Here is a 23,657-nt window from a genome sequence, read left to right as displayed (position 1 = left end):
TTGCCCCATGATTGATCCAAACGTCAAAGCCCAGCTCGCGAGCTATCGTCAGTCGATCGACAATATCGATGCCGCTCTCGTGCACATGCTGGCCGAACGCTTCCGCTGCACCAAAGAGGTCGGCGTGCTGAAGGCCAAATACAATCTGCCGCCGGCCGACCCGGCGCGCGAGGAATACCAGATCGAACGCCTTCGCCAGCTGGCGAAAACCGCCAATCTGGATCCGGATTTCGCTGAGAAGTTCCTGAACTTCGTCATCAAGGAAGTCATCCGGCATCATGAGCAGATCGCTGCGGATCACGCTGAACAGAGCGCTGCAGCCCGATAACCCGTACCACCGAACCAGGTGGTCAAGAAAAGCCTAAGGAGTAAAGAACATGGCACTGAAAATTCGTCTCGCCCGCGGTGGCTCCAAGAAGCGCCCGTACTACCACGTCGTTCTCGCCGATGCGCGCAGCCCGCGTGACGGCCGCTTCCTGGAAAACCTCGGTTCCTGGAACCCGATGCTTGCCAAGGACGACGAGAAGCGCGTTCAGCTGAACGCCGAGCGCATCAAGCACTGGATCGAAAACGGCGCCCAGCCGACCGACCGTGTTCTGCGCTTCCTCGATGAAGCCGGCGTTGCCAAGCGCGAAACCAAGAACAACCCGATCAAGGCAAAGCCGGGCAAGCGCGCCCAGGAGCGCGCCGCCGAAAAGGCTCAGAAGGTTGCCGACGCAGCCGCTGCTGCTGCCGACGCCGCGGAATAATCGGGACTTCCCTCGATCGAGCGGGCGGCATGGCGACATGCCGCCCGTTTTCGTTTCCAATCTTGCGCACTTCGTTTATGAGAAACCTGTCTTTCGGCTTCACATGAAGGAACCCATGACAAAGCTTGAAAACCCCGTTCTGATGGCGACGATCGGTGGCGCGCAGGGCCTCCGGGGCGAGGTGCGCGCCAAGGCCTATACGGCCGATCCCAGCGCGCTTGGCGACTACGGCCATCTCCACAGCATGGACGGCCGCAGTTTCGAAGTCCTCGAAATCCGCGAGACCAAGAATGTCGTCGTCGTCCGTTTCCGCGGCGTCAACGACCGCAATGCCGCCGAGGCGCTGAACGGACTTGAGCTCTATATCGAACGCGACAACCTGCCGGACGAGGAACTGGAGGACGACGAGTTCTACTATGCCGATCTCGAAGGGCTCGAAGCGCTAGATGACAAGGGTGTCAGCTACGGCACGGTCACCGGCGTCTTCGATTTCGGCGCCGGCGATCTCCTGGAACTCAAAGGCCCGGGCAAGCGCCCAGTGCTGATCCCCTTCTCCGAAGCCTCGGTGCTGGAGATCGATCTCGAGGCCGGCACACTGCTGATCGATCCGCTGGCGGCGGGACTGGTCGACGATCCCGAAGAGCTTTCGAAATTCACCGCGGACAAGCCGAAAAAGAAGAAGTGACGCCATGGCTTTCCGGGCGAGCGTGCTGACACTCTATCCGGAGATGTTTCCGGGACATCTGGGCTTCTCGCTCGCCGGCAAGGCGATGGAGCGCGGGCAATGGTCGCTGGACGCGGTGCAGATCCGCGACTTCGCCACCGACAGGCACCGCAGCGTCGACGACACCCCTGCCGGCGGCGGCGCCGGAATGGTGCTGAAACCCGACGTTCTCGCCCGTGCGATCGACAGCGTCTCGGAAAACGATACCCGCCCGCGGCTGCTGATGAGCCCGCGCGGCCGGCCGCTGACACAGGAGCGTGTGCGCGCGCTCGCGGCAGGCGACGGCGTCATCATCGTCTGCGGCCGTTTCGAGGGTGTCGACCAGCGGGTGATTGAGGCGCGCGGACTGGAAGAGGTCTCGATCGGCGACTATGTGCTGTCAGGCGGCGAGCCGGCCGCATTGATCGTCCTCGATGCGATCATCCGCATCCTGCCAGGCGTCATGGGCAACGATCTTTCCGGCCTGCACGAAAGCTTCGAAGGCGGACTGCTGGAACATCCCCAATATACCCGGCCGCAGGAGTGGGAAGGCCGCGAAATTCCCTCCGTCCTCACCTCGGGCAACCACGGCGCCATCGAGAAATGGCGGCACCAGGAGGCGGTGCGGCTGACCGAGCTGCGCCGCCCGGATCTGCTCGAAAAGGCCAGAAACGAGAAAAACGGCTGATTTCGCGGCCCTTTTCACAAAAATGCCGTCCAAGGGATGACAAGCCCTGGCCTTTCGTGTATTGGCGCACGCGGAAATGGGGTTTATCCCCGTCTGCCAGCAAACAAAGAATGGCGAATCCGCTCCCGCCCTTGATGGGCAAAGTCCTGAGGCCAGTTCCGAAGGATCAGTGTCGAGCGCTCTGGCTGTTTCAGAAGAACCAAAGGTTAAGACGATGAACATCATTCAGCAGCTTGAGGCCGAACAGGCCGCCAAGATCGAAGCCAAGCGCACGCTTCCCGAATTTTCCCCGGGCGACACCGTCCGCGTCAACGTGAAGGTCACGGAAGGCAACCGTACCCGCGTTCAGGCCTATGAAGGCGTCTGCATCGCCCGCTCCGGCGGCGGCCTGCAGGAAAACTTCACGGTCCGCAAGATCTCCTACGGCGAAGGCGTCGAGCGCGTATTCCCGGTCTACTCGCCGATGATCGAAAGCGTCGACGTCGTTCGCCGCGGTAAGGTCCGTCGCGCCAAGCTCTATTACCTCCGCGACCGTCGCGGCAAGTCTGCCCGTATCGTTGAAGACACCGGCGTCCGCGCCCGCAAGCTCAACGACGCCGAGCGCGCCGCCATTGCCGAGGAAAAGGCACGCATCGAAGCTGAAAAGGTTGCAGCAGCCCAGGCGCTCGCCGCCGAGAAGGCAGCAGCAGAAGCTGCGGAAGCCAAGGCCGCTGCTGAAGCAGCAGCCGCTGCCGCTGCCGCTGCAGCGGAACCGGCAGCAGAATAAGATCTGCACCACGCAAAATTCTTTGCTTGAAGCAAAATTCTTCGCTTGGAAAGGCGGCCTCCGGGTCGCCTTTTCTATTTTTTGTTTGGCCACGCAGCTGGCGGCCTTGCCTCGGGCCTATCTTCCGTGACAGTTTTTGCCGTTCAATTTTTAGGAACCATTCAATGTTGTTTCGTCGTACCGTTCTTGCGAGCTTCGCCGCCCTTGCTCTTGCCCCCCTGGCCGCATCGGCCGCCGAATTGCCTGATCTCGGCGGCAAGAGTGTCGTCGTCGTGACCGAGAATGCCTATCCACCGCTGCAATTCGTCGATCCGAAATCGGGCAAGGCGATCGGCTGGGAATATGATGCGATGAACGAGATCGCCAAGCGGCTGAATTTCAAGGTCGAATACCAGAACACCAGCTGGGACGCGATGATCCAGGCAGTGTCCGACGGCCAGTACAACATCGGCATGACCGGCATCACCATCAAGGAAGACCGCAAGCAGAAGGTGGATTTCTCCGACCCCTATATGCGCTCGCAGCAGTTCATGCTGGTGCGCGGCGACGAGAAGCGTTTCACCGATGCCAAGTCCTTCGGCGAATTCAAGGATGGCCTGGTCGGCGCGCAGCCCGGCACCACGCCCTTCTACACCGCTGTCTATGAAGTGCTGGATGGCAACGAGCAGAACCCGCGCATCAAGCTCTTCGAAACCTTCGGCGCCACCGTCCAGGCATTGAAGGCCGGCGACGTCGACGTCGTGCTGACCGATGGCACCGCCGGCAAAGGATATGTCGATGCTTCAGGCGGCGCCCTGAAGCTGATCGGCGAGCCGCTCGGCACCGAGGATTTCGGCTTCATCTTCCCGAAGGGGTCCGATCTCGTCGCCCCCGTCAACGCCGCCATTTCAGCACTCAAGGCCGACGGCACGCTGGATGGGCTGAACAAGAAGTGGTTCCTCGACTACAAGATGGGCGAATGATGCCGAGCAGCCGCTAGACGAATGGCCCTGCAAACATCTTCCCACAGACCCGTCAAGGACGACTATCCCTGGTGGCTGGTCGCGCTCGTCGCGATCGGCATCGTCCTTGCCGTTGTCATCATCACCAACGATATCTATGCTCAGGTCTTTCGCACCGTCGTCAACGGTGTCGGCATCACCGTCTTCGTGACGCTGGTCGCCTTCGTGCTCGCCACCGTGCTCGGCCTCGGCATCTGCCTGCTCGGCATGGCCGACAGCCCGGTGTTGCGCCAGATCGCACGGTTCTACATCGAGATCATCCGCGGCATCCCAATCCTCGTGCTGCTGTTCTATGTCGCCTTCGTCGGTGCGCCGGCACTGGTCGCAGCCTATAATTTCCTGATTTCGCCGCTGGTGACGTCAGGCATGGCCGAGCCCATCCTGGTGCGCGATCTCTCACTGATGTGGCGGGCGGTCATCGCGCTGACGATCGGTTATTCCTCCTTCATCGCCGAGATCTTTCGGGCCGGTTTCCAGTCGGTCGATATCGGCCAGATCGAGGCGGCCAAGGCGCTCGGTCTCTCGCGCTACCGGCGTTTCCGCTCCGTCGTCTTTCCGCAGGCGATCCGGGTGATCTTCCCGCCGCTCTCCAACGATTTCGTTTCGATGGTCAAGGACAGCTCGCTCGTCTCCGTGCTCGGCGTCGCCGACATCACCCAGATGGGCAAGGTCTACGCCGCCGGCTCCTTCCGCTTCTTCGAGACCTATTCGATCGTCACCTATATCTACCTGATCCTGACGATCGGCCTGTCGCTGGTCCTGCGGCGGACGGAGAAGTGGCTGAAGTCGCGGTGAACGAAGCCAACTTTTTGCCTGCGTCTTTTTCAGGAGCAATTTCTAGGTTGCAAAGTCTTGGAGTCTTTAGATGACCGCGCCTCTCCCGTTTTTCTTGGCGATCGTTGTTTTTGCCAGCACGATATCATTTCCGGCTGAAGCCACCGAATTTCCCGCGTTTCAAGGGGAATTTTGTACGGAAGTCGCAAAGCAGCCGATAAAGCCCGCCGACCGCTTCCTTGCTCTTATACAATGCAATCGCTCCGAAAATCGCTTTAAGGAGCAATTGCAGAAACATTGGTTCCTGGTTACCGACGATGACATGAAATTCTGTATGAAATCTAAGGGAACCATGGATGAGATTAAATCCTATCAGCAGCTCATGGGATGCCTTTCATCTATCGTTGGTCAAAAATGCTATTCGGGAACACTGACTTGTCGCGGAAAAACGCTGTGACGATACGATTCCTAGAGTTTTCGGTCGCCGCGCTTCTTTTGGTAGCCACTATTGGAGAACCGTATTCTGTAGAAGCAGCAGAGTTGCCTGAATATGACGACTCATACTGTGTCCGGCTAACCTCAAAGATGCTGAATGCGGATGAAAAAAACATCGAGACAAACAAGTGTCTTCAGGATGAGGCTGACGCAAAGAAGAAGCTCGCTGAGCACTGGACGATCGTCTCGGAAAAATCATTCGCCTACTGCCGCACTTTGGGCCAGGGATCTTATCGGCCGCTCCTACGCTGCTTGGCAGGCAATGTCGGCTATCGTTGCTTTGAAGACGAACTAAGCTGTAACTGGAATTGAGGCCGACAGTTCACCCAGGGATATTCGACTCTGTAATCCGATTTATCCACTGGAGCATGTGACTTAGCAGAACATTGCTCAGGCGGTGGAAAGTTGATATATGCAGGCGATGGAATCCAAGTTCAGATGCACTGGCGCGCATATTTTCGTGCTGCAGGACCATTATCGCCTGCCGGCGCGGTTTTTTGCCTGCGTGTCCGGTGCGCTCAACAGCCGACTTCGTTGATCGAATGACGGCCGCGGAGCCTGATCCGCATTCTCGATTTTCCAAAGCTTCCAAAAAAACGGACTTAACGCCATGAGCGCACCGCGTACCCTCTACGACAAGATCTGGGACGATCATCTGGTCGACGAACAGGCAGACGGCACCTGTCTTCTCTACATCGACCGCCATCTGGTCCACGAAGTCACCTCGCCGCAGGCGTTCGAAGGCCTGCGCATGACCGGCCGCAAGGTTCGCGCCCCGGAAAAGACGCTGGCCGTCGTCGACCATAACGTCCCGACCTCGCCCGATCGCCACCTCGGCATCAAGAACGAGGAAAGCCGCATCCAGGTGGAGGCGCTCGCCACCAACGCCGCCGAATTCGGCGTCGAATATTATTCGGCAAGCGACAAGCGCCAGGGCATCGTTCACATCGTCGGCCCGGAACAGGGCTTCACCCTGCCCGGCATGACCATCGTCTGCGGTGACAGCCACACCTCGACGCACGGCGCCTTCGGCGCGCTGGCGCATGGCATCGGCACCTCCGAGGTCGAGCATGTTCTGGCGACCCAGACGCTGATCCAGAAGAAGGCGAAGAACATGCTGGTGCGTGTCGACGGCCTGCTTCCGCCGCACGTTACCGCCAAGGACATCATCCTTGCCATCATCGGCGAGATCGGCACCGCCGGCGGCACCGGCCACGTCATCGAATTTGCCGGCGAAGCGATCCGCGCGCTGTCGATGGAAGGCCGCATGACCATCTGCAACATGACGATCGAAGGCGGCGCCCGCGCCGGCCTCATCGCGCCTGACGAAAAGACCTTCGAATACATCAAGGGCAAGCCGCGCGCGCCGAAGGGCGAGGCGCTGGAACAGGCGATCGCTTATTGGAAGACGCTGCAGACCGACGAAGGCGCTCACTATGACCGCGTCGTCGTCCTCGACGCCGCCAGCCTGCCGCCGATCGTCTCCTGGGGCTCCTCGCCCGAGGACGTCATCTCCGTCCAGGGCATCGTTCCGAACCCCGACGATATCCAGGACGAAACCAAACGCACCTCCAAGTGGCGCGCGCTCGACTATATGGGCCTGAAGCCGGGCACCAAGATGACCGACATCACGCTCGACCGCGTCTTCATCGGCTCCTGCACCAACGGCCGTATCGAGGATCTGCGCGAAGTCGCCAAGGTCGTCGAAGGCAAGACGGTTGCCCCGACCGTCGACGCGATGATCGTTCCGGGCTCAGGCCTCGTCAAGGAACAGGCGGAAGCCGAAGGTCTCGACAAGATCTTCAAGGCCGCCGGTTTCGACTGGCGCGAGCCGGGCTGCTCCATGTGCCTTGCCATGAACGACGACCGCCTGAAGCCGGGCGAACGCTGTGCCTCGACCTCGAACCGCAACTTCGAAGGCCGTCAGGGCTTCAAGGGCCGCACGCATCTCGTCTCGCCGGCAATGGCAGCGGCAGCCGCGATCGCCGGACACTTCGTCGATATCCGCGAGTGGAATTGATCCGTCAAAACGGATGACAGTCCGAAGCCCCCGATGCCTCCTGAAGGCATCGGGGGCTTCGCATTTTATGGTACCCTGTCTCATCGGGCGATGCCCCATATCCGTGTCAGTGCATGACCCGAGTTCCCGATTTCACCCGTTCGGGCAATCGACATCGAAGAATGCCTGTGGCTTCATCGACATGGCGCTTTCAGGCGCAACTCGCGCGACGTTCGACAGGCACCGCTTTCGGGCGTCCGTTACCGGCCTCGGCGATCAACTGGCCTGGCTGCACCAGGAAAGCTCCGCGTTGTGTGATCTGGGAGAATAGCCATGAGACCGAAAATGGCAGGACGCCTGCCGCGAACCATCCTGGGCGTATTCGTATCGCTGGCATCGATCGATGTCGCTGCTGCCGCGCCGATCCATCCGACACCGCCGCCGGTGATCTCTTCCGCCCTGCTGCAACAGGTCGCGCAAAGCAAGATACCGTCCCTCAACGGGTATCGCGGCTACAGCAGCGCCCGGGCTGGCTATATCAGGAGCTCGAACGGCTACTGGTATCCCGCGCGCGCTTTCAATGCTTCGGACGAATATACCGGCTCGATCGGACGGCCGCAGCGCCTGAACAATGCCTGCAACTTCGGTTTTACCCCGACCAACGGCTCGTCCAAATGTAATTATTGATGCGACCGCCATACAAAGGCCGCCGCGGGCGATCTCTCCCGGGGCGGCCGCTGATTGGCTTAGCAATGATTGGGACGGCGATCAGAAGGTTGCTGTGTGCGGATCCGGTCCCATGCGGGCGTCGGCGCTGTCGAGCTTGGCGATCGCCGCCATGTCATCGGCATCGAGCTTGAAGTCGAACACCTTAAAATTCTCCTCGATGCGCGATGGCGTCACCGATTTCGGGATGACGACGAGGCCGGTGTCGATGTGCCAGCGGATGATCACCTGTGCCGGCGTCTTCTGATGCTTTTTGGCGATCTCGCCGATCACGGCGTTCGAGATGAACTTGCCCTGGCCGAGTGGGCTCCAGGATTCGGTGACGATGTTAAGTTTCTGATGAGCCTCCTGCGCCGCCTTCTGCTGGAAGTCGGGGTGCAGCTCGATCTGGTTGATGACGGGAACGACGCCGGTTTCGCCGATGATGCGCTCCAGATGTTCGGGATAGAAATTCGACACGCCGATCGAACGGGCGCGGCCCTCTTCCCGGATGCGCACGAAAGCTTTCCAGGTCTCGGTATAAAGACCGCGATGCGGCGACGGCCAGTGGATGAGATAGAGATCGACATACTCCGAACCGAGCTTCTTCAGGCTGCCGTCGAAGGCGCGCAGCGCATTGTCGTAGCCCTGGTCGGTATTCCTGAGCTTGGTGGTGACGAAGATGTCCTTGCGGTCGAGGCCGGAGGAGCGAATGCCTTCGCCGACGCCCTCTTCATTGTCGTAGCCGGAAGCAGTATCGATATGGCGGTAGCCTGCGGCGATCGCCGTCCGCACGGTCGGAGCGGCGATCTCCTGCGGCGTCTGCCAGACACCGAGGCCGACCTGGGGAATGGAATGTCCGTCATGGAAAGTGATGATGGGTTGAGCGGTCACACTATATCTCCGGGAGTTTGAAGAATTGGACGAGGCATGAATTGCGTCCGCACCTGCGGGCGTCCCGGAACGCATTTCAGCCGGAGCGTTCGGTCACCGAAAACATATAGGCGGCCGCATCCGGAAGACAATCAGACGACCCGGACAATCGTTCCCTGTCGAAGGTGCGGCAGCAGGCGGCGCATGTCGCGCAGGCTCACCGCGACGCAGCCGGCCGTCGGCTCATAGCCTGGCCGGATCAGATGGAAGAAGATCGCCGAGCCGCGATTGCGCGCACGCGAGGAAATGTTCCAGTCCATCACCAGGCAGATATCGTAGAGCCCGTCGCTGCGCCGCATCTCCTCATGACTTGCGCCGAACGGCGCCCTGACGAGACGGTTGTAGCTGGCATTGCCGGACTGATCGCACCAGAGCATGTCGGCACGTATGCGGCGGATGGGAAGCGGCGTGACGAGCCGGCCGTTCCGCTCGCCCCGCCGGAAGCCTGATATCAGCCTCATCGAGGCGATCGGCGTGGCGCCGTCGCCCTCGCGTTTCATGACCGTGCGGCCGGAACGGCCGATCGCGGCAGGCACGGTGATCGCGCCAAGCCGGACGATCGCCCGGCTCTTACGCCCCGGCGCAGGGCGCACCACGATCGTCGATGGCGTCATGCCCCGTCCCTGCCTTGTTTTTTCCATTTTTCTCGCATGTCTTGCATTGTCTGGGGCTTTGATTGAAATCATATGAAAACCTGCGCGGCAACAGCCTGCGCCCGATCCTTGCCAAACCAGGAATTTGGCGTAGGACTAGGGGACTTAACATGAGGAAAGCAAGGGCATGACCGCACGCACCATTCTTCTGGTGGATGACGACGATGACCTTCGTCAGACCCTGACGGAGCAATTGTCGCTGTATGAGGAATTTTCGGTTTTGCAGGAAGCCAACGCCGGCAAGGGTGTTGCGACCGCCCGCTCGACACCGGTCGATCTGCTGATCATGGATGTCGGCCTGCCCGATATGGACGGCCGCGAGGCGGTGAAACTGCTGCGCAAGGGCGGCTTCAAGGCGCCGATCATCATGCTGACCGGCCACGATACCGATTCGGACACGATCCTCGGCCTCGAAGCCGGCGCCAACGACTATGTCACCAAGCCCTTCCGTTTCGCCGTTCTGCTCGCGCGTATCCGGGTGCAACTGCGCCAGCACGAGCAGAGCGAGGATGCGACCTTCACCGTCGGCCCCTACCTCTTCAAGCCGAGCCAGAAGTTGCTCACCACCGACAATGGTCAGAAGATCCGGCTGACGGAAAAGGAAGCGGCGATCATCCGCTATCTCTACCGTGCCGAACAGAAGGTGGTCACCCGCGACGTGCTTCTCGAGGAAGTCTGGGGCTATAATTCCGGCGTAACGACGCATACGCTGGAAACCCACGTCTACCGCCTGCGCCAGAAGATCGAGCGCGACCCCTCCAATGCCGAAATCCTCGTCACGGAAAACGGCGGCTACAAGATCATACCCTAGAGCATTTCCGTTTTCTCCGAATCACCGAAATGCTCTATCTCTGCGTTTCACGCAATTCCGGACGCAAAATCGCTCCGTACTAAGGCGAAAAGCCCGCATGGCGCTGACCGACGATATCAACCTGCTCGCGCAGCTTCCTCTGTTCAAGGACATGAACGAGGATCAGCTGCGGTTGATCGCCTTCGGCGCCGACCGGCGCATGATCGCCGCCGGCCAGATGCTGTTTCGCCAGGGCTCGCCCGCCGAGAGCGCCTACGTCATCCTCAGCGGTAGCCTGGAACTGAGCGCGACGAGCAGCGACGGCATGCAGAGGACAGAGGGGGTCGCCGGTCCCGGAACGCTGGTTTCCGAGCTGGCACTGGTCACCTTGGTGGAGCGCAAGTTCACGGCCATCGCGCGCGAGGACACCAGCATCATCCGCATCACCCGTGCCCTCTTCCACCGGCTGATCGAGGAATATCCGGACGCAGCCCGACTGATCGAGAACCGCATCCGCGACAATCTCGCCGAACTTGCGGCAAAGGCCGCAAGCCAGTTCTACCGCTTCAGCTAAGACTGATAGAGACAGCGCGTCCGAAAGGACGCGCTAGAAATCGAAATGCGCCGTCACCGGCACGTGGTCGGAGGGCCGGTCCCAGCCACGCGCCTCCTTCAGGATCTCGATCCGCTTCAGATGCGGCCCGAGATCCGATGACGACCAGATATGGTCGAGACGGCGGCCGCGATCGGCGGCCTCCCAGTCCTTGGCGCGGTAGCTCCACCAGGTGTAGAGCTTCTCGCTGGCCGGCACATGCTGGCGCATGAGATCGAGCCAGGCGCCGCGCTTCATCACCTCGAGCAGCCCCTCGGTTTCGACGGGCGTATGGCTGACGATCTTCAGAAGCTGCTTGTGCGACCAGACGTCGTGCTCCAGCGGCGCGATATTGAGGTCGCCGACGAGGATGGCCGAGGTATTGGCCTCGCCATTGGCTTTCAGCAGCTTCATCTCCTCGATGAAATCGAGCTTGTGGCCGAATTTCGGATTGATCGTCCGATCAGGCTCGTCGCCGCCGGCCGGGACGTAGAAATTGTGCAGCCGGACGCGGCGATTGCCGTGCTCGAAGATCGCCGAGATGTGGCGGGCATCGCCGACGCCGCAATAATCCTGGCGGTGATCCTCGGTCAGCGGAATGCGCGAAGCGATCGCCACGCCGTGATAGCCCTTCTGACCGTGGATGATGATGTGGTTATAGCCCATCGCCCGCAGCGGTGCCGCCGGAAACAGCTCGTTCGTCACCTTGGTTTCCTGCAGGCACAGGATATCAGGCCTGTGCTTGAGGACGAGTTGCTCGACGATCGGCATGCGCAGCCGCACCGAGTTGATGTTCCAGGTGGTGATCGAAAAACCCATGCCCGATGCCCTCTCGCGTCCAATGCCCGCGTGTCGGCCGAGCTGCAGCTCGACGCGACGCGCTTTCATGAAAGGGCTTTAGAATAAACGCGGACGCGAGGGAACCGGCCGCGTGCGAAAGCAACCGAAAAGCTCAGTCGCGCGACTGAGGCGTGCCTGGGATGCTCTCATACGGCACGCGGAAGACGCGATCATCGAACTGCATGCCCGTCTTGACGTTGAAGATCATCACCGAGGTGTCCTTGCCCTGATTGTCGGTGATCGTCCATTGACGCAGGTCGTAGGTCTTCGGGTCGAACATCATGGTGATGGTCGAGTTTCCAAACACCGTATTGTTGCCGAGCGCGATCGTCGTCAGGTCCGACTCCTCCTTCACGCCCTTCACCATGCCGGCCGACAGGTCGATGCGCTGCGCCAGGAGCAGGCTGAGCGGGGTCTTGGAGAGCGGATAGAGATCCCAGGTCTTGAGCTTCGTATTGCCGATGGCGACGTTCTTGCCGTCAGCGATCACCCGCATCGGCGACGGGTCGTCATAATTGAAGCGCAGCTTGCCTGGGCGCTGGATGAAGAACTTGCCGCCGGTCTGCTCGCCGCGCGGGCCGAACTGCACGAATTCGCCCTGCATCGTCGTGACGCCGGAAAAATGGTCGGCGATTGCCTGCGCGGTGCCGGAGGCGGGAGCCGCCGCCTGAGCGTAGGCGCCGAGGGGAATGGCGCTCGCCACCGCAGCGACGGCAAAGGCGCCGAGCAGATCGCGGCGCGTTACCGTCAGGCCGGAGAGGAAGGTATCGGAGTGACTCATCTAAATCTCCTTTATGCGATCTGCATGCTGCCGAAAGGCGGCGTCTTCAAGGCATTGCGATCGGCCTGCGAGAGGTAACGGCTTCGATGCTGTCAGGTTTCCGCAAAAGCGGCTGCATCGGAAATATATGGCTGTTCTGTCAGCGGTCGAGGATGTCGCCTTCGGTGGGAACGAGAATCTCGCGTTTGCCGGCATGGTTGGCCGGTCCGATGATGCCTTCCTTCTCCATGCGCTCGACGAGCGAGGCGGCACGGTTGTAGCCGATGCCGAGCCGGCGCTGGACGTAGGAGGTCGAGGCCTTGCCGTCGCGTAGCACGATGGCGACCGCCTGGTCGTAGGGATCTTCCGAATCGGACAGGTTGGAGGTGCCGGCCGGACCGCCGCCACCGCCGCCGTAATCGCCGTCGTCATCGTCATCGGCAGTGATCGCATCGAGATATTGCGGCGAGCCCTGGGTCTTCAGGTAGGAGACGATCTCTTCCACCTCGACATCCGAAACGAACGGGCCGTGCACGCGCTGGATACGCCCGCCGCCCGCCATATAAAGCATGTCGCCCATGCCGAGCAGCTGCTCGGCGCCCTGTTCGCCGAGAATGGTGCGGCTGTCGATCTTCGAGGTCACCTGGAAGGAAATGCGGGTCGGGAAGTTTGCCTTGATCGTGCCGGTGATGACATCGACCGATGGGCGCTGTGTCGCCATGATCACGTGGATGCCGGCGGCGCGCGCCATCTGCGCCAGCCGCTGCACGGCGCCTTCGATGTCCTTGCCGGCGACCATCATCAGGTCAGCCATCTCGTCGATGATGACGACGATATAGGGCATCGGCCTGAGATCGAATTCTTCGGTCTCGTACATCGCCTCGCCGGTATGGCGATCGAAGCCGGTCTGCACCGTGCGCGAGATCGCCTCGCCCTTCGACAGCGCCTGCTCGACGCGGGTGTTGAAGCCGTCGATGTTGCGCACGCCGATCTTCGACATCTTCTTGTAGCGCTCTTCCATCTCGCGCACGGTCCATTTGAGCGCGACGACGGCCTTCTTCGGATCGGTGACGACAGGCGAAAGCAGATGCGGGATGCCGTCATAGACGGAGAGTTCGAGCATCTTGGGGTCGATCATGATCAGCCGGCACTGTTCCGGCGTCATGCGGTAGAGCAGGGACAGGATCATCGTATTGATGGCGACCGACTTGCCCGAGCCGGTGGTGCCGGCAACAAGCAGATGCGGCATCTTGGCGAGGTCGGCGATGACGGCTTCGCCGCCGATCGTCTTGCCCAGCGCCATGGCGAGCTTCGCCTTGCTGCCTTCGAAATCCCGGGAGGCGATGAGTTCGCGCAGATAGACGGTCTCGCGCGTCTGGTTGGGCAATTCGATGCCGATCGCGTTGCGGCCGGGCACGACAGCGACACGGGCGGCAATGGCGCTCATCGAGCGGGCGATATCATCGGCAAGGCCGATGACCCGCGACGACTTGATGCCGGGCGCCGGCTCCAGTTCGTAGAGTGTCACGACAGGGCCGGGGCGGACATGGATGATGTCGCCCTTGACGCCGAAATCTTCGAGCACGCCTTCGAGCATCCGGGCATTCTGCTCCAGCGCGTCGGCCGAGAGCGTGGAATCGCGCACGACATTCTTGGGTTCGGCGAGCAGATGCATCGAGGGAAGCTGGAAACCCTCGGGACGGATGAACGAGCCCTGTGCCTCCCGCTCGATGCGGGCGCTGGGCTTCGGACGCGCCACCACGGGAACGACGCGCGGCTCCGGCTTGCCGGCGGGTTTTGCCGGCGCGCGGATCATCCAGTCGTCGTCATCGTCGTCGGGCAGGATATCGGCCGGGCGCGGCGGCATGTCGGCATCGAAGGGCAGATCGTCGTCATCATCGTCGTCATCGATGGAGAGCGACGGCGCAGAGACGATGCGGCGCGGTGATGCCGCCCTTGCCCCCATCGATGGCTCCATCGACGGTTCCATACGCTCGCCGCGGACGGTTGGCGCCTTGGCGCGCACGGGTTCGTTCAGCGTGCCGAACTCGTCATCGTTGAAATCATAGGGTGATTCGTAATCACCCTGGCGCCGTTTGCGCGGCCCCATGCCGAAGAGCCGGCGCAGCCGGCCCTGGCTCATGTACCAGGCATGCGTCATGGCGCCGCTGAAAGCCACCCAGCGGGACTCGTCGTCCTCCTCGTCCTCGTCTCCGACGACGCGGGCCTTGCTACGCGTTTCGACGTAATCCTCCTCGATTTCCTCGTCGACGTCGCTGCGGCCGACAAGGCCCGATGCAAAGAGCATCAGCCAGGCGGTCGGCGCGGCGAAGATGCAGCCGACGACCATGGCGAAGGTGCCTGTGGGATAGGTGCCGACGAAAAGTGCGGGAAAACGCAGGATCATATCGCCGACGACACCGCCGATGCCGTTCGGGATCGGCCAGGTGAGCGGCGGCGGAAAACAGCCGAGGACGGCGCAGGAAAGCACCGAACCGCCGAACCAGGCGCCGGCACGGGCGGGAATACGGCTGAAGCGACGGCCCGAGATCAGCGTCAGCGCCCAGGCGACGATCGGCAGCATCGAAACGACGCTGGCAAGGCCGAGGAACTGCATGACGATATCGGCAAAGGCCGCACCGCTATAACCGAGAATATTCGTCGGCAGGTTGGCGGCCGCGTAGGAATAGCTCGGATCCGCGACATTCCATGTCGCCAGCGCCGCGACGCAGAACGCCAGCAGCAGAAAGATCGCAAAGCCGATGAGCGCCTGGATCTGCCGCAGCATGAATGCCGAGAAGGAGAACCGATCCGGACGGCCATCCATTGCCGGCGACGTGCTTCTTGCCATGTGTCTAACCCGTCCAATGCCTGAGGACACGCGAATCGCTGAAGCTTCGTCGTGCCAAAATGCGTCCGCTCTACCTAATCAGAGCCGGGTTAAAGCGATGTTAACCATGCATGCCTGGACGACAATTCCGGACAGGGAAATGAAAAAGACCCGAACCTTGGAAGGTTCGGGCCAAATGCGGTCTATGGCAGCTTTTCCGGGTCTAACCCGGAAAAGCTCTAGATAGGCCGCGACGGGCCATGCAGCGGCGCCCTTTTGCCGGGCGCCGCAAACCCTGTGATCAGGAAGAGTGGTAGGCGGCTTCGCCGTGGGTCGAAAGGTCGAGACCTTCGCGCTCGGCTTCGACGGTGACGCGCAGGCCGATGACGACGTCGACGATCTTGTAGAGGATCGCCGAACCGATACCCGACCACAGCAGCGTCGTCAGCACGCCCTTGGCCTGGTTCAAGACCTGGGTTGCCGTACCGGCATAGGAGGCTGCGAAATCGGCTGTCGAATAATCGACGATGCCTGCACCGCCGAGCGCCGGGTTGACGAGGATACCGGTGCCGAGAGCGCCGATGATGCCGCCGACGCAATGGACGCCGAAGACATCGAGGCTGTCATCGTAGTTGAACTTGTTCTTTACGACGTCGACGAAGAAGTAGCAGACCGGCGAAACGATGAGGCCGAGAACGATCGAACCCATCGGGCCGGCAAAGCCTGCCGCCGGGGTGATGGCGACGAGACCGGCGACGGCGCCGGAAGCACCACCGAGCATGGAAGCCTTGCCGCGGGTGAGGGTTTCGACGATGCACCAGGACACAGCGGCGGCAGCCGTTGCGACGAAGGTGTTGATAAAGGCAAGCGAGGCATAGGAATTGGCTTCGAGGTTGGAGCCGGCATTGAAGCCGAACCAGCCGACCCAGAGCAGCGAGGCGCCGACCATGGTCAGCGTCATCGAATGCGGAGCCATGATTTCCTTCTTATAGCCCGTGCGCTTGCCGAGCATGATGGCGCCGACGAGGCCCGCGATACCGGCATTGATGTGAACGACCGTGCCGCCGGCAAAGTCGATTGCGCCATAGGAGAAGATCAGGCCGGCTGGCGACGTGTAGGAGCTCGGACCACCCCAGAACCAGACCATGTGCGCCATCGGGAAGTAGATGAAGGTGACCCAAAGCACGACGAAGAGCATGACGGCCGAGAACTTGATGCGCTCGGCGAATGCGCCGACGATCAGGCCGGGCGTGATGCACGCGAAGGTCATCTGGAATACGATGAAGGTGTATTCCGGAATGGCGACGCCCTTCGAGAAGGTTTCGACGAGCGACGTGGTGTTGACGCCGGCCAGGAACGCCTTGGAGAAGCCGCCGACGAAGCTGTTCAGCGAGCCGCCATCGGTGAAGGCGAGCGAATAGCCGTAGGTCACCCAGATCAGCGCCACGACGGCGGTGATCATGAAGACCTGCATCAGCACGGAGAGCATGTTCTTGGCGCGGACGAGACCGCCGTAGAAAAGCGCAAGGCCGGGGATGGTCATCAGCAGGACGAGCGCCGAGGAGACGAGCATCCAGGTATTGTCACCCTTGTCCATGGTGAGAGCAGGAGCGGCAGCAGCGGCAGCGGCTGGCGCAGCCTCCTGCGCATAAGCCACAGCCGGCGCCAGAAGGGCAGCCGTTGCTGCGCAAGTCAGCGCAAAGGCGGAAGAAAACTTCGAAAGTGACATTGGAAAAAGCTCCTTGATCTGCCGTTCTTACAGCGCTTCTGAATCGGTTTCGCCCGTACGGATGCGCACGGCATGGTCGATCGAATAGACGAAAATCTTGCCGTCGCCGATCTGACCGGTCTTGGCCGATGCCGCGATGGCTTCGACCGCCCTGTCGACGAGTTCCGATGCAACGGCGATTTCGATCTTGAGCTTCGGCAGGAAGCTGACCGCATATTCGGTGCCGCGATAGATTTCGGTATGTCCCTTCTGGCGCCCGTAGCCCTTCACTTCGGTCACGGTCAGCCCCTGAATACCGATCGCCGTAAGAGCTTCGCGGACCTCATCGAGCTTGAACGGCTTGATAATGGCCATCACAATTTTCATCTGGTTTCCCATCCTTCGTTATCCTCGGCGCGGAGCCGACTCTCCTTGCCGCTGACGTTCCTGAACAGCGACCGGCGATATACATTCAAGGGGCGTGCCAGATTCGAGGCAACTTATAAGTTATTGAAAAATAAAGATTATAATAAGGAATGCCAATAAACAGGCAATTGACCGGCCAATAAGCGCACAAATAATGCGCAAATTTACAAATATGCACATTATTTATTCATTTGCCTTTTTCCGAATCAGACCTTCCTGCGCGACGGAGGCGATCAGCTCACCCGTTCGGGTAAACAGACAGCCCCGGGTCAACCCCCTGGCGCCCGAAGCCGACGGGCTATCCTGCGTATAGAGCAGCCAGTCGTCGAGCTTGCAGGGTCGGTGGAACCACATGGAATGATCGAGGCTCGCCACCTGCAGGCTCTGGTCGAAGATGGACGTGCCGTGGGCATAGATCGACGTATCGAGCAGCGTCATATCCGAGAGATAGGCAAGCACCGCCGCCTGATAGAGTCGGTCGTCGGGAACCGGGCCGGTGGCGCGCACCCAGACATCCTGCTTCGGATCGAGCTTCTTGTCGGAAAAATAATGCGTCAGCGAGACCGGGCGGATCTCGATCGGCCGCTCGCGCTGCCAGTATTTTCGGATCGCCTCCGGCGCATGCGCAAGATATTCTTCCTTGATCTGCTGTTCGCCGAGCAGCGCTTCGGGCATCTCGACCTCGGGCACTGCGATCTGGTGCTCGAAGCCCGGCTCCTCCACCTGGAAGGAGGCCGACAGCGCAAAGATCGCCTTGCCGTGCTGGATGGCGACGACACGCCGCGTGTTGAAGCTCGATCCGTCGCGGATGCGCTCCGCCTGGTAGACGATCGGCACCGAGGGATCGCCGGGGCGCATGAAATAAGCATGCAGCGAATGGACGAAACGCTCGCCTTCGATGGTGCGCTGCGCCGCCATCAGCGCCTGGCCGATCACCTGCCCCCCGAAGACCCGCTGCCAGCCGACCTTGGGACTGCGGCCGCGGAAGATATCGACCTCGATCGGCTCCAGGTCGAGCGTCGAAAGCAACGTCTCCATCGCCGAAGGTCCTGATGTCTCGCGCGTCATTTTCTATGTCTCCCGGCGGTGGGAAGTGAAGTTGCGATGATCTATATAGATCACATCTGAGGCACAAAGTACGGGAGCGGCGCGATGCTGGACATGCTGGTTGTGGGCGGGGGTTATGTCGGCCTGTCCGCTGCTGTCGCGGTCAAACAGGCAGCACCCCATCTGAATGTCGCGGTCGTCGAGGCGGCTCCCGCGCATGTCTGGAAAAACGATACACGCGCCTCCGCCATCATCGCGGCGGCGGCAAAGATGCTCGAGGTCTTCGGCATCTGGGACGAGATCGAGCCGGAGGCCCAGCCGATCACCAAAATGATCGTCACCGACTCCAGGACTTCTGATCCGGTGCGCCCGGTTTTTCTGACCTTCGACGGCGAAGTCGCCGAAGGCCGGCCCTTCGCCCACATGATCCCGAATGTCGCAATGGTCGCAGCGCTGCGCGGCGCCTGCGAGCGGCTCGGCATCGACATCCGCCACGGGCTCGGCGCCACCGAGCTGAAGACCCACGACACCCATGCCACCGTCACGCTTTCGGACGGCAGCGCGCTGGAGACCCGGCTGCTGGTTGCCTGCGACGGCGTGCGCTCGACGTTGCGCGATCTCGCCGGCATCAGGACCGTCACCTGGGACTACGGCCAGTCCGGCATCGTCGCGACCGTCGAACACGAGCGGCCGCATGACGGATGCGCCGAGGAGCATTTTCTGCCGGCCGGCCCCTTCGCCATCCTGCCGCTGAAGAACAACCGCTCCTCGCTCGTCTGGACGGAGCGGACGCCGGATGCCAACCGGCTGGTGGCCGCCGACGATCTGATCTTCGAGGAGGAGCTCGAACGCCGCTTCGGCCACAAGCTTGGGAGCCTGAAAGTCATTGGCGACAAGCGCGCCTTCCCGCTCGGCCTCACCCTGGCGCGCTCCTTCGTCGCGCCGCGTTTCGCGCTGGCCGGCGACGCCGCCCACGGCATCCATCCGATCTCGGGCCAGGGCCTCAATCTCGGCTTCAAGGATGTGGCGGCGCTTGCCGAAACCATTGTCGACGCCGATCGCCTCGGCCTCGACATCGGCTCGATCAACATCCTCGAACGCTACCAGACCTGGCGGCGCTTCGACACGTTCCGCATGGGCGTGACCACCGACGTGCTGAACCGGCTCTTTTCCAACGATGCAACGCCGATCCGCATCGCCCGCGACGTCGGCCTCGGTCTGGTCGACCGGCTGCCGCGCCTCAAATCCTTCTTCATCGGCCAGGCGGCCGGGACGACGGCAAAGGACAATCCGCGCCTTCTGGCCGGCGAGATGATTTGACGTTTGTTTTTACGCAATTGCCGGCAAAAGCGCTTCGCGCCCTGCCTGGGAAACCGCTTCGCACTTTTTCCTGGAATTGCTTTATTCGTCGAGGCGGCGGGCTTCGGACACCAGCATGATCGGAATGCCGTCGCGGATCGGGTAGGCCAGCCGCGCCTTTTCCGAGACAAGCTCATTGTGCTCGCGATCATAGGAAAGCCGCCCTTTGGAGAGCGGGCAGACCAGGAGATCGAGCAACTTCGGATCGACACGGCTGAGTTTTTCGTCCATGGCTGAAGTCTACTGCAGAACCGTGTCGGAGTCACCGAAGACACGCGCCAGCACGATTTCGGTAATGGCGATCAGCGTCTCGGCCCGCGTCTTCAGGTCGGGCGCCTCGAGCAGCGCCTGTTTTTCCGCCGGCCCGAAGGGCGACATCATCGCGAGGGAATTGACAAGCGTCAGATTGCTCGCCCGCTCGACGCTCTCCCAGTCGGCCTCCAGCTTGTTGGCATCGAGATAGGCCTTGAAGGCGGTCAGAAGCGCAGCGCGGTCGACCGCGTCCTCCTCGTTCGCGGCCGAGAGATCGGCGATGAACGGGGCGATCCGGAAGGTGCGGAAGGGATCGCTGGTGGCTTTCTCCTCCAAGAGCCGGAAGCGGCAGACACCGGTCAGTGAAACGATATAGCGCCCGTCGCCGGTCTCGGCGAAGGAGGTGATGCGGCCGAGGCAGCCGACAGCGGCAAGATTGGGCTCGCCGCCCTTGTCCTCGTGCTCGCCGAGCGCCGGCTGCACCATGCCGATCAGCCGGTTTCCGGTCAGTGCCGCATCCAGCATCGCCAGATAGCGCGGCTCGAAAATGTTGAGGGGGAGCTGCCCGGCCGGCAGGAGAAGGGCGCCGGTCAGGGGGAAGACGGCGATTGAATCAGGCAGATCGCCCGGCTTCAGGTATCTGGCATTCCCGACTTGCATGAAACCGTCCCGCATTCTTGTAACGGGCATGCCCGTTCTGACGAGAATGTGGTGCCCCCGTCCGAAAACGCAAGGGCAGATACTCGAAACTTAGCGCTAACCCCAAAAATCGGGGTCGATATTGCCCGGCGCGTCCTGCCGGACACGCCGCGCTCCAAAGCAATTCCAGGAAAGCCGAGCCGCCCTAGGAGAACAGCATCGCCGAAAGCTTGCGGCGGGCGGCAACCGTCGCCGGATCCTTGAAGCCCCAGACCTCGAAGAACTGCAGCAGCTGCCGACGGGCGCCATCATCATCGAAGGCACGATCCTTGCGCATGATCAGAAGCAGATGTTCGGCCGCTTCGTCGCGCCGGCCTTCGACATTGAGGATCTTGGCGAGCTTCAGCCGCGCCGCGTGATCATCGGGATTGGCGGCAAGGTCGCGTTCGAGCGCAACGGGATCGCCAAGCTTGCGGGCCTCCTCGATCTGTTCGAGCTTCTTCAGCACCGCCTGGATGCCGGCATCTTTCGACAGCTCTTCCGGCAGCTCGGTCAACACCTGGCGCGCCCGCTCATGCTGGTTTGCGGCGATCATGCATTCGGCCATGCCGGCGAGCGCCTTGGCATTTTCGGGATCGGCCTGCATGACGGCGCCATAGAGCTGGGCGGCTTCGTCGATATTGCCGGCGGCAAGCAGTTCTGCCGCTTCCGCAAGCACGGCTTCGATCTCGGCCGCCTCATCGGCGCCGGCCGGACCGGCGATGCGGTCGATGAACTGCTGGATCTGGCTTTCCGGCACCGCACCCATGAAGCCGTCGGCCGGACGGCCGTTGACGAAGGCGATGACGGCCGGGATCGACTGGATGCCGAGCTGGCCGGCGATCGAGGGATGATCGTCGATATTCATCTTGACCAGCCGGACCCGGCCCTTGGCTTCGTTGATCACCTTTTCCAGGACCGGCGTCAGCTGTTTGCACGGACCGCACCAGGGCGCCCAGAAATCGACCAGCACCGGTTGCTTGCGCGATTCCTCGATGACGTCCTTGCCGAAATTCGCGGTCGTCGTTTCCGTGATGTAGCTGCCGGCCGCAGCTGCGGGTGCCGTTGCTGCGCCGAAGCTTGTCGTCGCCGTCATCTGATTTCCGAAGGAACCGTTATAGGGGTTGTCGCTGCCGCTCATAGGTATCTCCCGCCGCGCCGATCCTGCCGGCGTCTTTGCCAAAGCATGTCGCGCAAAACTGTGGTGCGGTTTTACGACAAGGACATGCGCAAAACCAAAGACTAAAGCGCCGCAAGCCAATCTGAAAGAGCACGACGCGCTTTAGCGCTAAAATCGTATGTCAGGACGTCACTTTCAAGACAAGCGGCTTGTGCCCGGTCGCCTCCATGAAACGGATAAGATCGCTGCTCGCAATCGAGGTCGTCGCATCGTTGGACAGCGGATGGCAGTTGACGATCTCTTCGCGCATCAGATCGGCATCGAGCACGAAGGTGACATTCTCCGCGGTATCGTTGATAGCGCCGAACGCGGTGACGGCCCCGGGAATGACGCCGAGATATTCCATCAGCTTTTCCGCCCTGCCGAAGGAAACCCGGCCGGACCCGCCGATCAGATTGTGCACCTGTTTGAGGTCGACCTCGGCATTTTCCTCCACGGTCAGCAGAAAATACCTGTCCTTCTTGTCCTTGATGAAGAGGTTCTTGGTGTGACCGCCGGGGATCTCGTCACGAAGGGCAACCGATTCGGCGACGGTGAAAACCGGCGCATGATCGACAGTCTTATGGGCAATGCCGAGCCCGTCGAGGAAGGCAAACAATTCGTCTCTTGTCTTGGGGGTATTTTCGGACATCGGGCAATCCATTCGGCGGAATAACAAAATCGAGGCGCCCTGCTTAAGTCCGTCCACATCGTTTGGCAATCTTCGGAACCGACGCTCTACCCCCACATTTGCGGCCTTTTCCGCCCGTCCTCCTCTGACACCAGAATTTTTTCTTCGCTTCTCCGTCATTTCCCTGTTGCATTTGAAAACCCGTTAGGCCATATAGCGCCCGTCGCCACGAGGCGGCGCCCACGGTCCAACAACTACCCCGGACCGATGTGGATTGAGCGGGTGTAGCTCAGGGGTAGAGCACAACCTTGCCAAGGTTGGGGTCGAGGGTTCGAATCCCTTCGCCCGCTCCAGTTTCTTCCTTGTCAGGTCAGGCACATGCGATCTCAGCGTCTTTGACGAGATCTACTTGCGACTTTTACCAATCCTTCCGAGAAGAATGTCCGTCGTCAACGCAGGCGATATTTCGCCGCGAGCAACGCCGCCAGTTCCATGCGGCAATCGATCAGTGGGCTGACATCCTGTCGTGCCTTTGCCATCGCCATGGCGCCGGAATAGGCTGCGATGACAAGCGTTGCGAGGCTGTGCGGATTGAGCTCGCTCGCGTGTTTTTCCTCCGCGTCTCTCGCAAACTTGGCGGACAGTGCCTCGTGCCAGGCGCCGAATACGGCGCTGACAACCTCGCGCATCTCCGAGTCATGATGGGATACGTCCATTGCCATGTTGTTGAGCGGGCAACCGGAGACCCGGCCGTTATGCATCAGTTCATTGATGATGTTCTCAAAGATCAAGTCTATGGCGGCCGGCACATCTGCACTTGTGTGGAGCGGCGCGATCCATGTTTGCCGAACGGCTTCAGCCACGCGATCGCGAATGACCGCAAGCCCGAGGTCGCGCTTGGCCGGAAAATGATGCGCCATGGCACCACCGGATACTGAAGCCCTTTCGCGCAATTCCAGCATGCCGGTTGCGAGATAACCCTGGGTAATGAAGGCGTCGTAGGCGGCATCAATGATCCGGCGACGTACGCCTTCGGGATCATTGGTTCTTTTGTTTTCGGTCATGGTTTCTCAACTCGTCCTGCGCGCACATTAGCACCTTGACATAACAGGTCAATTG

27 protein-coding genes and 1 tRNA gene are annotated in these 23,657 nt (G+C 61.1%); 15 read left to right on the top strand and 13 right to left on the bottom strand.

Going from position 1 to position 23,657, the window contains the following annotated elements; all coding sequences use genetic code 11:
* The first annotated feature begins 7 nt into the window (after positions 1–7).
* The 11 genes from FHT75_RS25110 to FHT75_RS25060 all read left to right on the top strand — a co-directional run bounded on the left by FHT75_RS25110 (position 8) and on the right by FHT75_RS25060 (position 7,862).
* Positions 8–328 (top strand): chorismate mutase, encoded by a 321-nt coding sequence (locus tag FHT75_RS25110; RefSeq protein ID WP_027682490.1) that lies wholly within the window; start codon positions 8–10, stop codon positions 326–328.
* 49 nt (positions 329–377) lie between these two features.
* Positions 378–749, top strand: a complete 372-nt coding sequence (gene rpsP, locus FHT75_RS25105) for a 30S ribosomal protein S16 (RefSeq protein ID WP_028756609.1) — start codon at positions 378–380, stop codon at positions 747–749.
* A 115-nt stretch (positions 750–864) separates the two neighbouring features.
* Positions 865–1,434 carry a ribosome maturation factor RimM gene (gene rimM, locus FHT75_RS25100; protein WP_028758033.1) on the top strand — a complete coding sequence of 190 codons (570 nt, stop codon included), beginning with the start codon at positions 865–867 and terminating at the stop codon, positions 1,432–1,434.
* A 4-nt stretch (positions 1,435–1,438) separates the two neighbouring features.
* Positions 1,439–2,140: a tRNA (guanosine(37)-N1)-methyltransferase TrmD gene (gene trmD / locus FHT75_RS25095; protein ID WP_183845233.1), complete on the top strand. Its 702-nt coding sequence runs from the start codon at positions 1,439–1,441 to the stop codon at positions 2,138–2,140.
* A gap of 214 nt (positions 2,141–2,354) precedes the next feature.
* Positions 2,355–2,906 (top strand): 50S ribosomal protein L19, encoded by a 552-nt coding sequence (rplS, locus tag FHT75_RS25090; RefSeq protein WP_132574363.1) that lies wholly within the window; start codon positions 2,355–2,357, stop codon positions 2,904–2,906.
* 164 nt (positions 2,907–3,070) lie between these two features.
* Positions 3,071–3,868 carry a basic amino acid ABC transporter substrate-binding protein gene (locus tag FHT75_RS25085; RefSeq protein ID WP_063473818.1) on the top strand — a complete coding sequence of 266 codons (798 nt, stop codon included), beginning with the start codon at positions 3,071–3,073 and terminating at the stop codon, positions 3,866–3,868.
* A 21-nt stretch (positions 3,869–3,889) separates the two neighbouring features.
* The gene (locus tag FHT75_RS25080; protein WP_132574365.1) at positions 3,890–4,702 is read left to right on the top strand and encodes an amino acid ABC transporter permease; all 813 of its coding nucleotides are present in this window, start codon (positions 3,890–3,892) and stop codon (positions 4,700–4,702) included.
* A 70-nt stretch (positions 4,703–4,772) separates the two neighbouring features.
* Positions 4,773–5,138, top strand: a complete 366-nt coding sequence (locus FHT75_RS25075) for a hypothetical protein (protein WP_132574367.1) — start codon at positions 4,773–4,775, stop codon at positions 5,136–5,138.
* Positions 5,135–5,488, top strand: a complete 354-nt coding sequence (locus FHT75_RS25070; RefSeq protein ID WP_132574369.1) for a hypothetical protein — start codon at positions 5,135–5,137, stop codon at positions 5,486–5,488. The genes FHT75_RS25075 and FHT75_RS25070 overlap by 4 nt, the downstream gene beginning before the upstream one ends.
* 298 nt (positions 5,489–5,786) lie before the next feature.
* Complete coding sequence (gene leuC, locus FHT75_RS25065) at positions 5,787–7,196, top strand: 3-isopropylmalate dehydratase large subunit (protein ID WP_028757783.1); 1,410 nt, start codon at positions 5,787–5,789, stop codon at positions 7,194–7,196.
* Between the two features lie 312 nt (positions 7,197–7,508).
* The gene (locus FHT75_RS25060) at positions 7,509–7,862 is read left to right on the top strand and encodes a hypothetical protein (protein WP_047616056.1); all 354 of its coding nucleotides are present in this window, start codon (positions 7,509–7,511) and stop codon (positions 7,860–7,862) included.
* Between the two features lie 81 nt (positions 7,863–7,943).
* On the opposite strand, the gene FHT75_RS25055 is transcribed toward FHT75_RS25060, so the two are convergent.
* Positions 7,944–8,774, bottom strand: a complete 831-nt coding sequence (locus FHT75_RS25055) for an aldo/keto reductase (protein WP_063473819.1) — start codon at positions 8,772–8,774, stop codon at positions 7,944–7,946.
* A gap of 131 nt (positions 8,775–8,905) precedes the next feature.
* The gene (locus FHT75_RS25050; protein ID WP_063473820.1) at positions 8,906–9,427 is read right to left on the bottom strand and encodes a L,D-transpeptidase; all 522 of its coding nucleotides are present in this window, start codon (positions 9,425–9,427) and stop codon (positions 8,906–8,908) included.
* Positions 9,428–9,593: 166 nt separating this feature from the next.
* Here FHT75_RS25050 and FHT75_RS25045 point away from each other — a divergent pair, with 166 nt between their 5' ends.
* Both FHT75_RS25045 and FHT75_RS25040 read left to right on the top strand, forming a co-directional pair.
* The gene (locus FHT75_RS25045; RefSeq protein WP_003582964.1) at positions 9,594–10,277 is read left to right on the top strand and encodes a response regulator transcription factor; all 684 of its coding nucleotides are present in this window, start codon (positions 9,594–9,596) and stop codon (positions 10,275–10,277) included.
* A 97-nt stretch (positions 10,278–10,374) separates the two neighbouring features.
* The gene (locus FHT75_RS25040; RefSeq protein WP_028757779.1) at positions 10,375–10,830 is read left to right on the top strand and encodes a cyclic nucleotide-binding domain-containing protein; all 456 of its coding nucleotides are present in this window, start codon (positions 10,375–10,377) and stop codon (positions 10,828–10,830) included.
* Between the two features lie 33 nt (positions 10,831–10,863).
* On the opposite strand, the gene FHT75_RS25035 is transcribed toward FHT75_RS25040, so the two are convergent.
* From FHT75_RS25035 to tesB, 6 genes are all read right to left on the bottom strand, one after another.
* Positions 10,864–11,667 (bottom strand): exodeoxyribonuclease III, encoded by an 804-nt coding sequence (locus tag FHT75_RS25035; protein ID WP_028757778.1) that lies wholly within the window; start codon positions 11,665–11,667, stop codon positions 10,864–10,866.
* Between the two features lie 133 nt (positions 11,668–11,800).
* The gene (locus FHT75_RS25030) at positions 11,801–12,469 is read right to left on the bottom strand and encodes an outer membrane lipoprotein carrier protein LolA (RefSeq protein WP_028757777.1); all 669 of its coding nucleotides are present in this window, start codon (positions 12,467–12,469) and stop codon (positions 11,801–11,803) included.
* 139 nt (positions 12,470–12,608) lie between these two features.
* Positions 12,609–15,299, bottom strand: a complete 2,691-nt coding sequence (locus tag FHT75_RS25025) for a DNA translocase FtsK (protein WP_063473821.1) — start codon at positions 15,297–15,299, stop codon at positions 12,609–12,611.
* 280 nt (positions 15,300–15,579) lie between these two features.
* Entirely contained in the window at positions 15,580–17,007 is a 1,428-nt protein-coding gene (locus tag FHT75_RS25020; RefSeq protein ID WP_063473822.1) for an ammonium transporter, read from the bottom strand.
* Between the two features lie 27 nt (positions 17,008–17,034).
* On the bottom strand, positions 17,035–17,385 hold the full coding sequence (locus tag FHT75_RS25015; protein WP_003543684.1) for a P-II family nitrogen regulator: 351 nt from the start codon (positions 17,383–17,385) through the stop codon (positions 17,035–17,037).
* A gap of 210 nt (positions 17,386–17,595) precedes the next feature.
* The gene (gene tesB, locus FHT75_RS25010; RefSeq protein ID WP_183845232.1) at positions 17,596–18,480 is read right to left on the bottom strand and encodes an acyl-CoA thioesterase II; all 885 of its coding nucleotides are present in this window, start codon (positions 18,478–18,480) and stop codon (positions 17,596–17,598) included.
* A gap of 84 nt (positions 18,481–18,564) precedes the next feature.
* Between tesB and FHT75_RS25005 the strand changes: the two genes are divergently transcribed.
* The gene (locus FHT75_RS25005; RefSeq protein ID WP_025554697.1) at positions 18,565–19,779 is read left to right on the top strand and encodes a ubiquinone biosynthesis hydroxylase; all 1,215 of its coding nucleotides are present in this window, start codon (positions 18,565–18,567) and stop codon (positions 19,777–19,779) included.
* Positions 19,780–19,860: 81 nt separating this feature from the next.
* On the opposite strand, the gene FHT75_RS25000 is transcribed toward FHT75_RS25005, so the two are convergent.
* The 4 genes from FHT75_RS25000 to FHT75_RS24985 form a co-directional block, all read right to left on the bottom strand.
* Positions 19,861–20,049: a Trm112 family protein gene (locus FHT75_RS25000; RefSeq protein ID WP_003589705.1), complete on the bottom strand. Its 189-nt coding sequence runs from the start codon at positions 20,047–20,049 to the stop codon at positions 19,861–19,863.
* Positions 20,050–20,058: 9 nt separating this feature from the next.
* On the bottom strand, positions 20,059–20,745 hold the full coding sequence (locus FHT75_RS24995; RefSeq protein WP_025554693.1) for an LON peptidase substrate-binding domain-containing protein: 687 nt from the start codon (positions 20,743–20,745) through the stop codon (positions 20,059–20,061).
* A gap of 169 nt (positions 20,746–20,914) precedes the next feature.
* Positions 20,915–21,889 (bottom strand): thioredoxin, encoded by a 975-nt coding sequence (trxA, locus tag FHT75_RS24990; RefSeq protein WP_025554691.1) that lies wholly within the window; start codon positions 21,887–21,889, stop codon positions 20,915–20,917.
* 160 nt (positions 21,890–22,049) lie between these two features.
* Complete coding sequence (locus tag FHT75_RS24985; protein WP_025554689.1) at positions 22,050–22,559, bottom strand: prolyl-tRNA synthetase associated domain-containing protein; 510 nt, start codon at positions 22,557–22,559, stop codon at positions 22,050–22,052.
* Positions 22,560–22,816: 257 nt separating this feature from the next.
* Between FHT75_RS24985 and FHT75_RS24980 the strand changes: the two genes are divergently transcribed.
* A tRNA-Gly gene (locus FHT75_RS24980) sits at positions 22,817–22,891 on the top strand.
* 96 nt (positions 22,892–22,987) lie between these two features.
* Here the strand turns inward: FHT75_RS24980 and FHT75_RS24975 are convergent.
* On the bottom strand, positions 22,988–23,602 hold the full coding sequence (locus FHT75_RS24975; protein ID WP_025602953.1) for a TetR/AcrR family transcriptional regulator: 615 nt from the start codon (positions 23,600–23,602) through the stop codon (positions 22,988–22,990).
* Positions 23,603–23,657: the final 55 nt, after the last annotated feature.

This window comes from Rhizobium sp. BK112, assembly GCF_014193215.1.
Taxonomy (GTDB): Bacteria; Pseudomonadota; Alphaproteobacteria; order Rhizobiales; family Rhizobiaceae; genus Rhizobium; species Rhizobium anhuiense.
Note: the sequence above shows the minus strand (reverse complement) of the source record. Positions and strands in the feature narration are given on the sequence as shown.

Bases quoted from the DNA above. Each gene is read 5' to 3' on its own strand.
- FHT75_RS25000 (WP_003589705.1), bottom strand. From the start codon at position 20,049: ATGGACGAAAAACTCAGCCGTGTCGATCCGAAGTTGCTCGATCTCCTG.
- FHT75_RS24985 (WP_025554689.1), bottom strand. From the start codon at position 22,559: ATGTCCGAAAATACCCCCAAGACAAGAGACGAATTGTTTGCCTTCCTC.
- FHT75_RS25050 (WP_063473820.1), bottom strand. From the start codon at position 9,427: ATGACGCCATCGACGATCGTGGTGCGCCCTGCGCCGGGGCGTAAGAGC.
- leuC (WP_028757783.1), top strand. From the start codon at position 5,787: ATGAGCGCACCGCGTACCCTCTACGACAAGATCTGGGACGATCATCTG.
- rimM (WP_028758033.1), top strand. From the start codon at position 865: ATGACAAAGCTTGAAAACCCCGTTCTGATGGCGACGATCGGTGGCGCG.
- FHT75_RS25030 (WP_028757777.1), bottom strand. From the start codon at position 12,469: ATGAGTCACTCCGATACCTTCCTCTCCGGCCTGACGGTAACGCGCCGC.
- FHT75_RS25080 (WP_132574365.1), top strand. From the start codon at position 3,890: ATGGCCCTGCAAACATCTTCCCACAGACCCGTCAAGGACGACTATCCC.
- FHT75_RS25075 (WP_132574367.1), top strand. From the start codon at position 4,773: ATGACCGCGCCTCTCCCGTTTTTCTTGGCGATCGTTGTTTTTGCCAGC.
- FHT75_RS25060 (WP_047616056.1), top strand. From the start codon at position 7,509: ATGAGACCGAAAATGGCAGGACGCCTGCCGCGAACCATCCTGGGCGTA.
- rpsP (WP_028756609.1), top strand. From the start codon at position 378: ATGGCACTGAAAATTCGTCTCGCCCGCGGTGGCTCCAAGAAGCGCCCG.
- FHT75_RS25045 (WP_003582964.1), top strand. From the start codon at position 9,594: ATGACCGCACGCACCATTCTTCTGGTGGATGACGACGATGACCTTCGT.
- FHT75_RS25020 (WP_063473822.1), bottom strand. From the start codon at position 17,007: ATGTCACTTTCGAAGTTTTCTTCCGCCTTTGCGCTGACTTGCGCAGCA.
- FHT75_RS25025 (WP_063473821.1), bottom strand. From the start codon at position 15,299: ATGGCAAGAAGCACGTCGCCGGCAATGGATGGCCGTCCGGATCGGTTC.
- FHT75_RS24975 (WP_025602953.1), bottom strand. From the start codon at position 23,602: ATGACCGAAAACAAAAGAACCAATGATCCCGAAGGCGTACGTCGCCGG.
- trmD (WP_183845233.1), top strand. From the start codon at position 1,439: ATGGCTTTCCGGGCGAGCGTGCTGACACTCTATCCGGAGATGTTTCCG.
- FHT75_RS24995 (WP_025554693.1), bottom strand. From the start codon at position 20,745: ATGCGGGACGGTTTCATGCAAGTCGGGAATGCCAGATACCTGAAGCCG.
- tesB (WP_183845232.1), bottom strand. From the start codon at position 18,480: ATGACGCGCGAGACATCAGGACCTTCGGCGATGGAGACGTTGCTTTCG.
- FHT75_RS25035 (WP_028757778.1), bottom strand. From the start codon at position 11,667: ATGGGTTTTTCGATCACCACCTGGAACATCAACTCGGTGCGGCTGCGC.
- FHT75_RS25015 (WP_003543684.1), bottom strand. From the start codon at position 17,385: ATGGGAAACCAGATGAAAATTGTGATGGCCATTATCAAGCCGTTCAAG.
- FHT75_RS25110 (WP_027682490.1), top strand. From the start codon at position 8: ATGATTGATCCAAACGTCAAAGCCCAGCTCGCGAGCTATCGTCAGTCG.
- FHT75_RS25085 (WP_063473818.1), top strand. From the start codon at position 3,071: ATGTTGTTTCGTCGTACCGTTCTTGCGAGCTTCGCCGCCCTTGCTCTT.
- FHT75_RS25040 (WP_028757779.1), top strand. From the start codon at position 10,375: ATGGCGCTGACCGACGATATCAACCTGCTCGCGCAGCTTCCTCTGTTC.
- trxA (WP_025554691.1), bottom strand. From the start codon at position 21,889: ATGAGCGGCAGCGACAACCCCTATAACGGTTCCTTCGGAAATCAGATG.
- FHT75_RS25005 (WP_025554697.1), top strand. From the start codon at position 18,565: ATGCTGGACATGCTGGTTGTGGGCGGGGGTTATGTCGGCCTGTCCGCT.
- rplS (WP_132574363.1), top strand. From the start codon at position 2,355: ATGAACATCATTCAGCAGCTTGAGGCCGAACAGGCCGCCAAGATCGAA.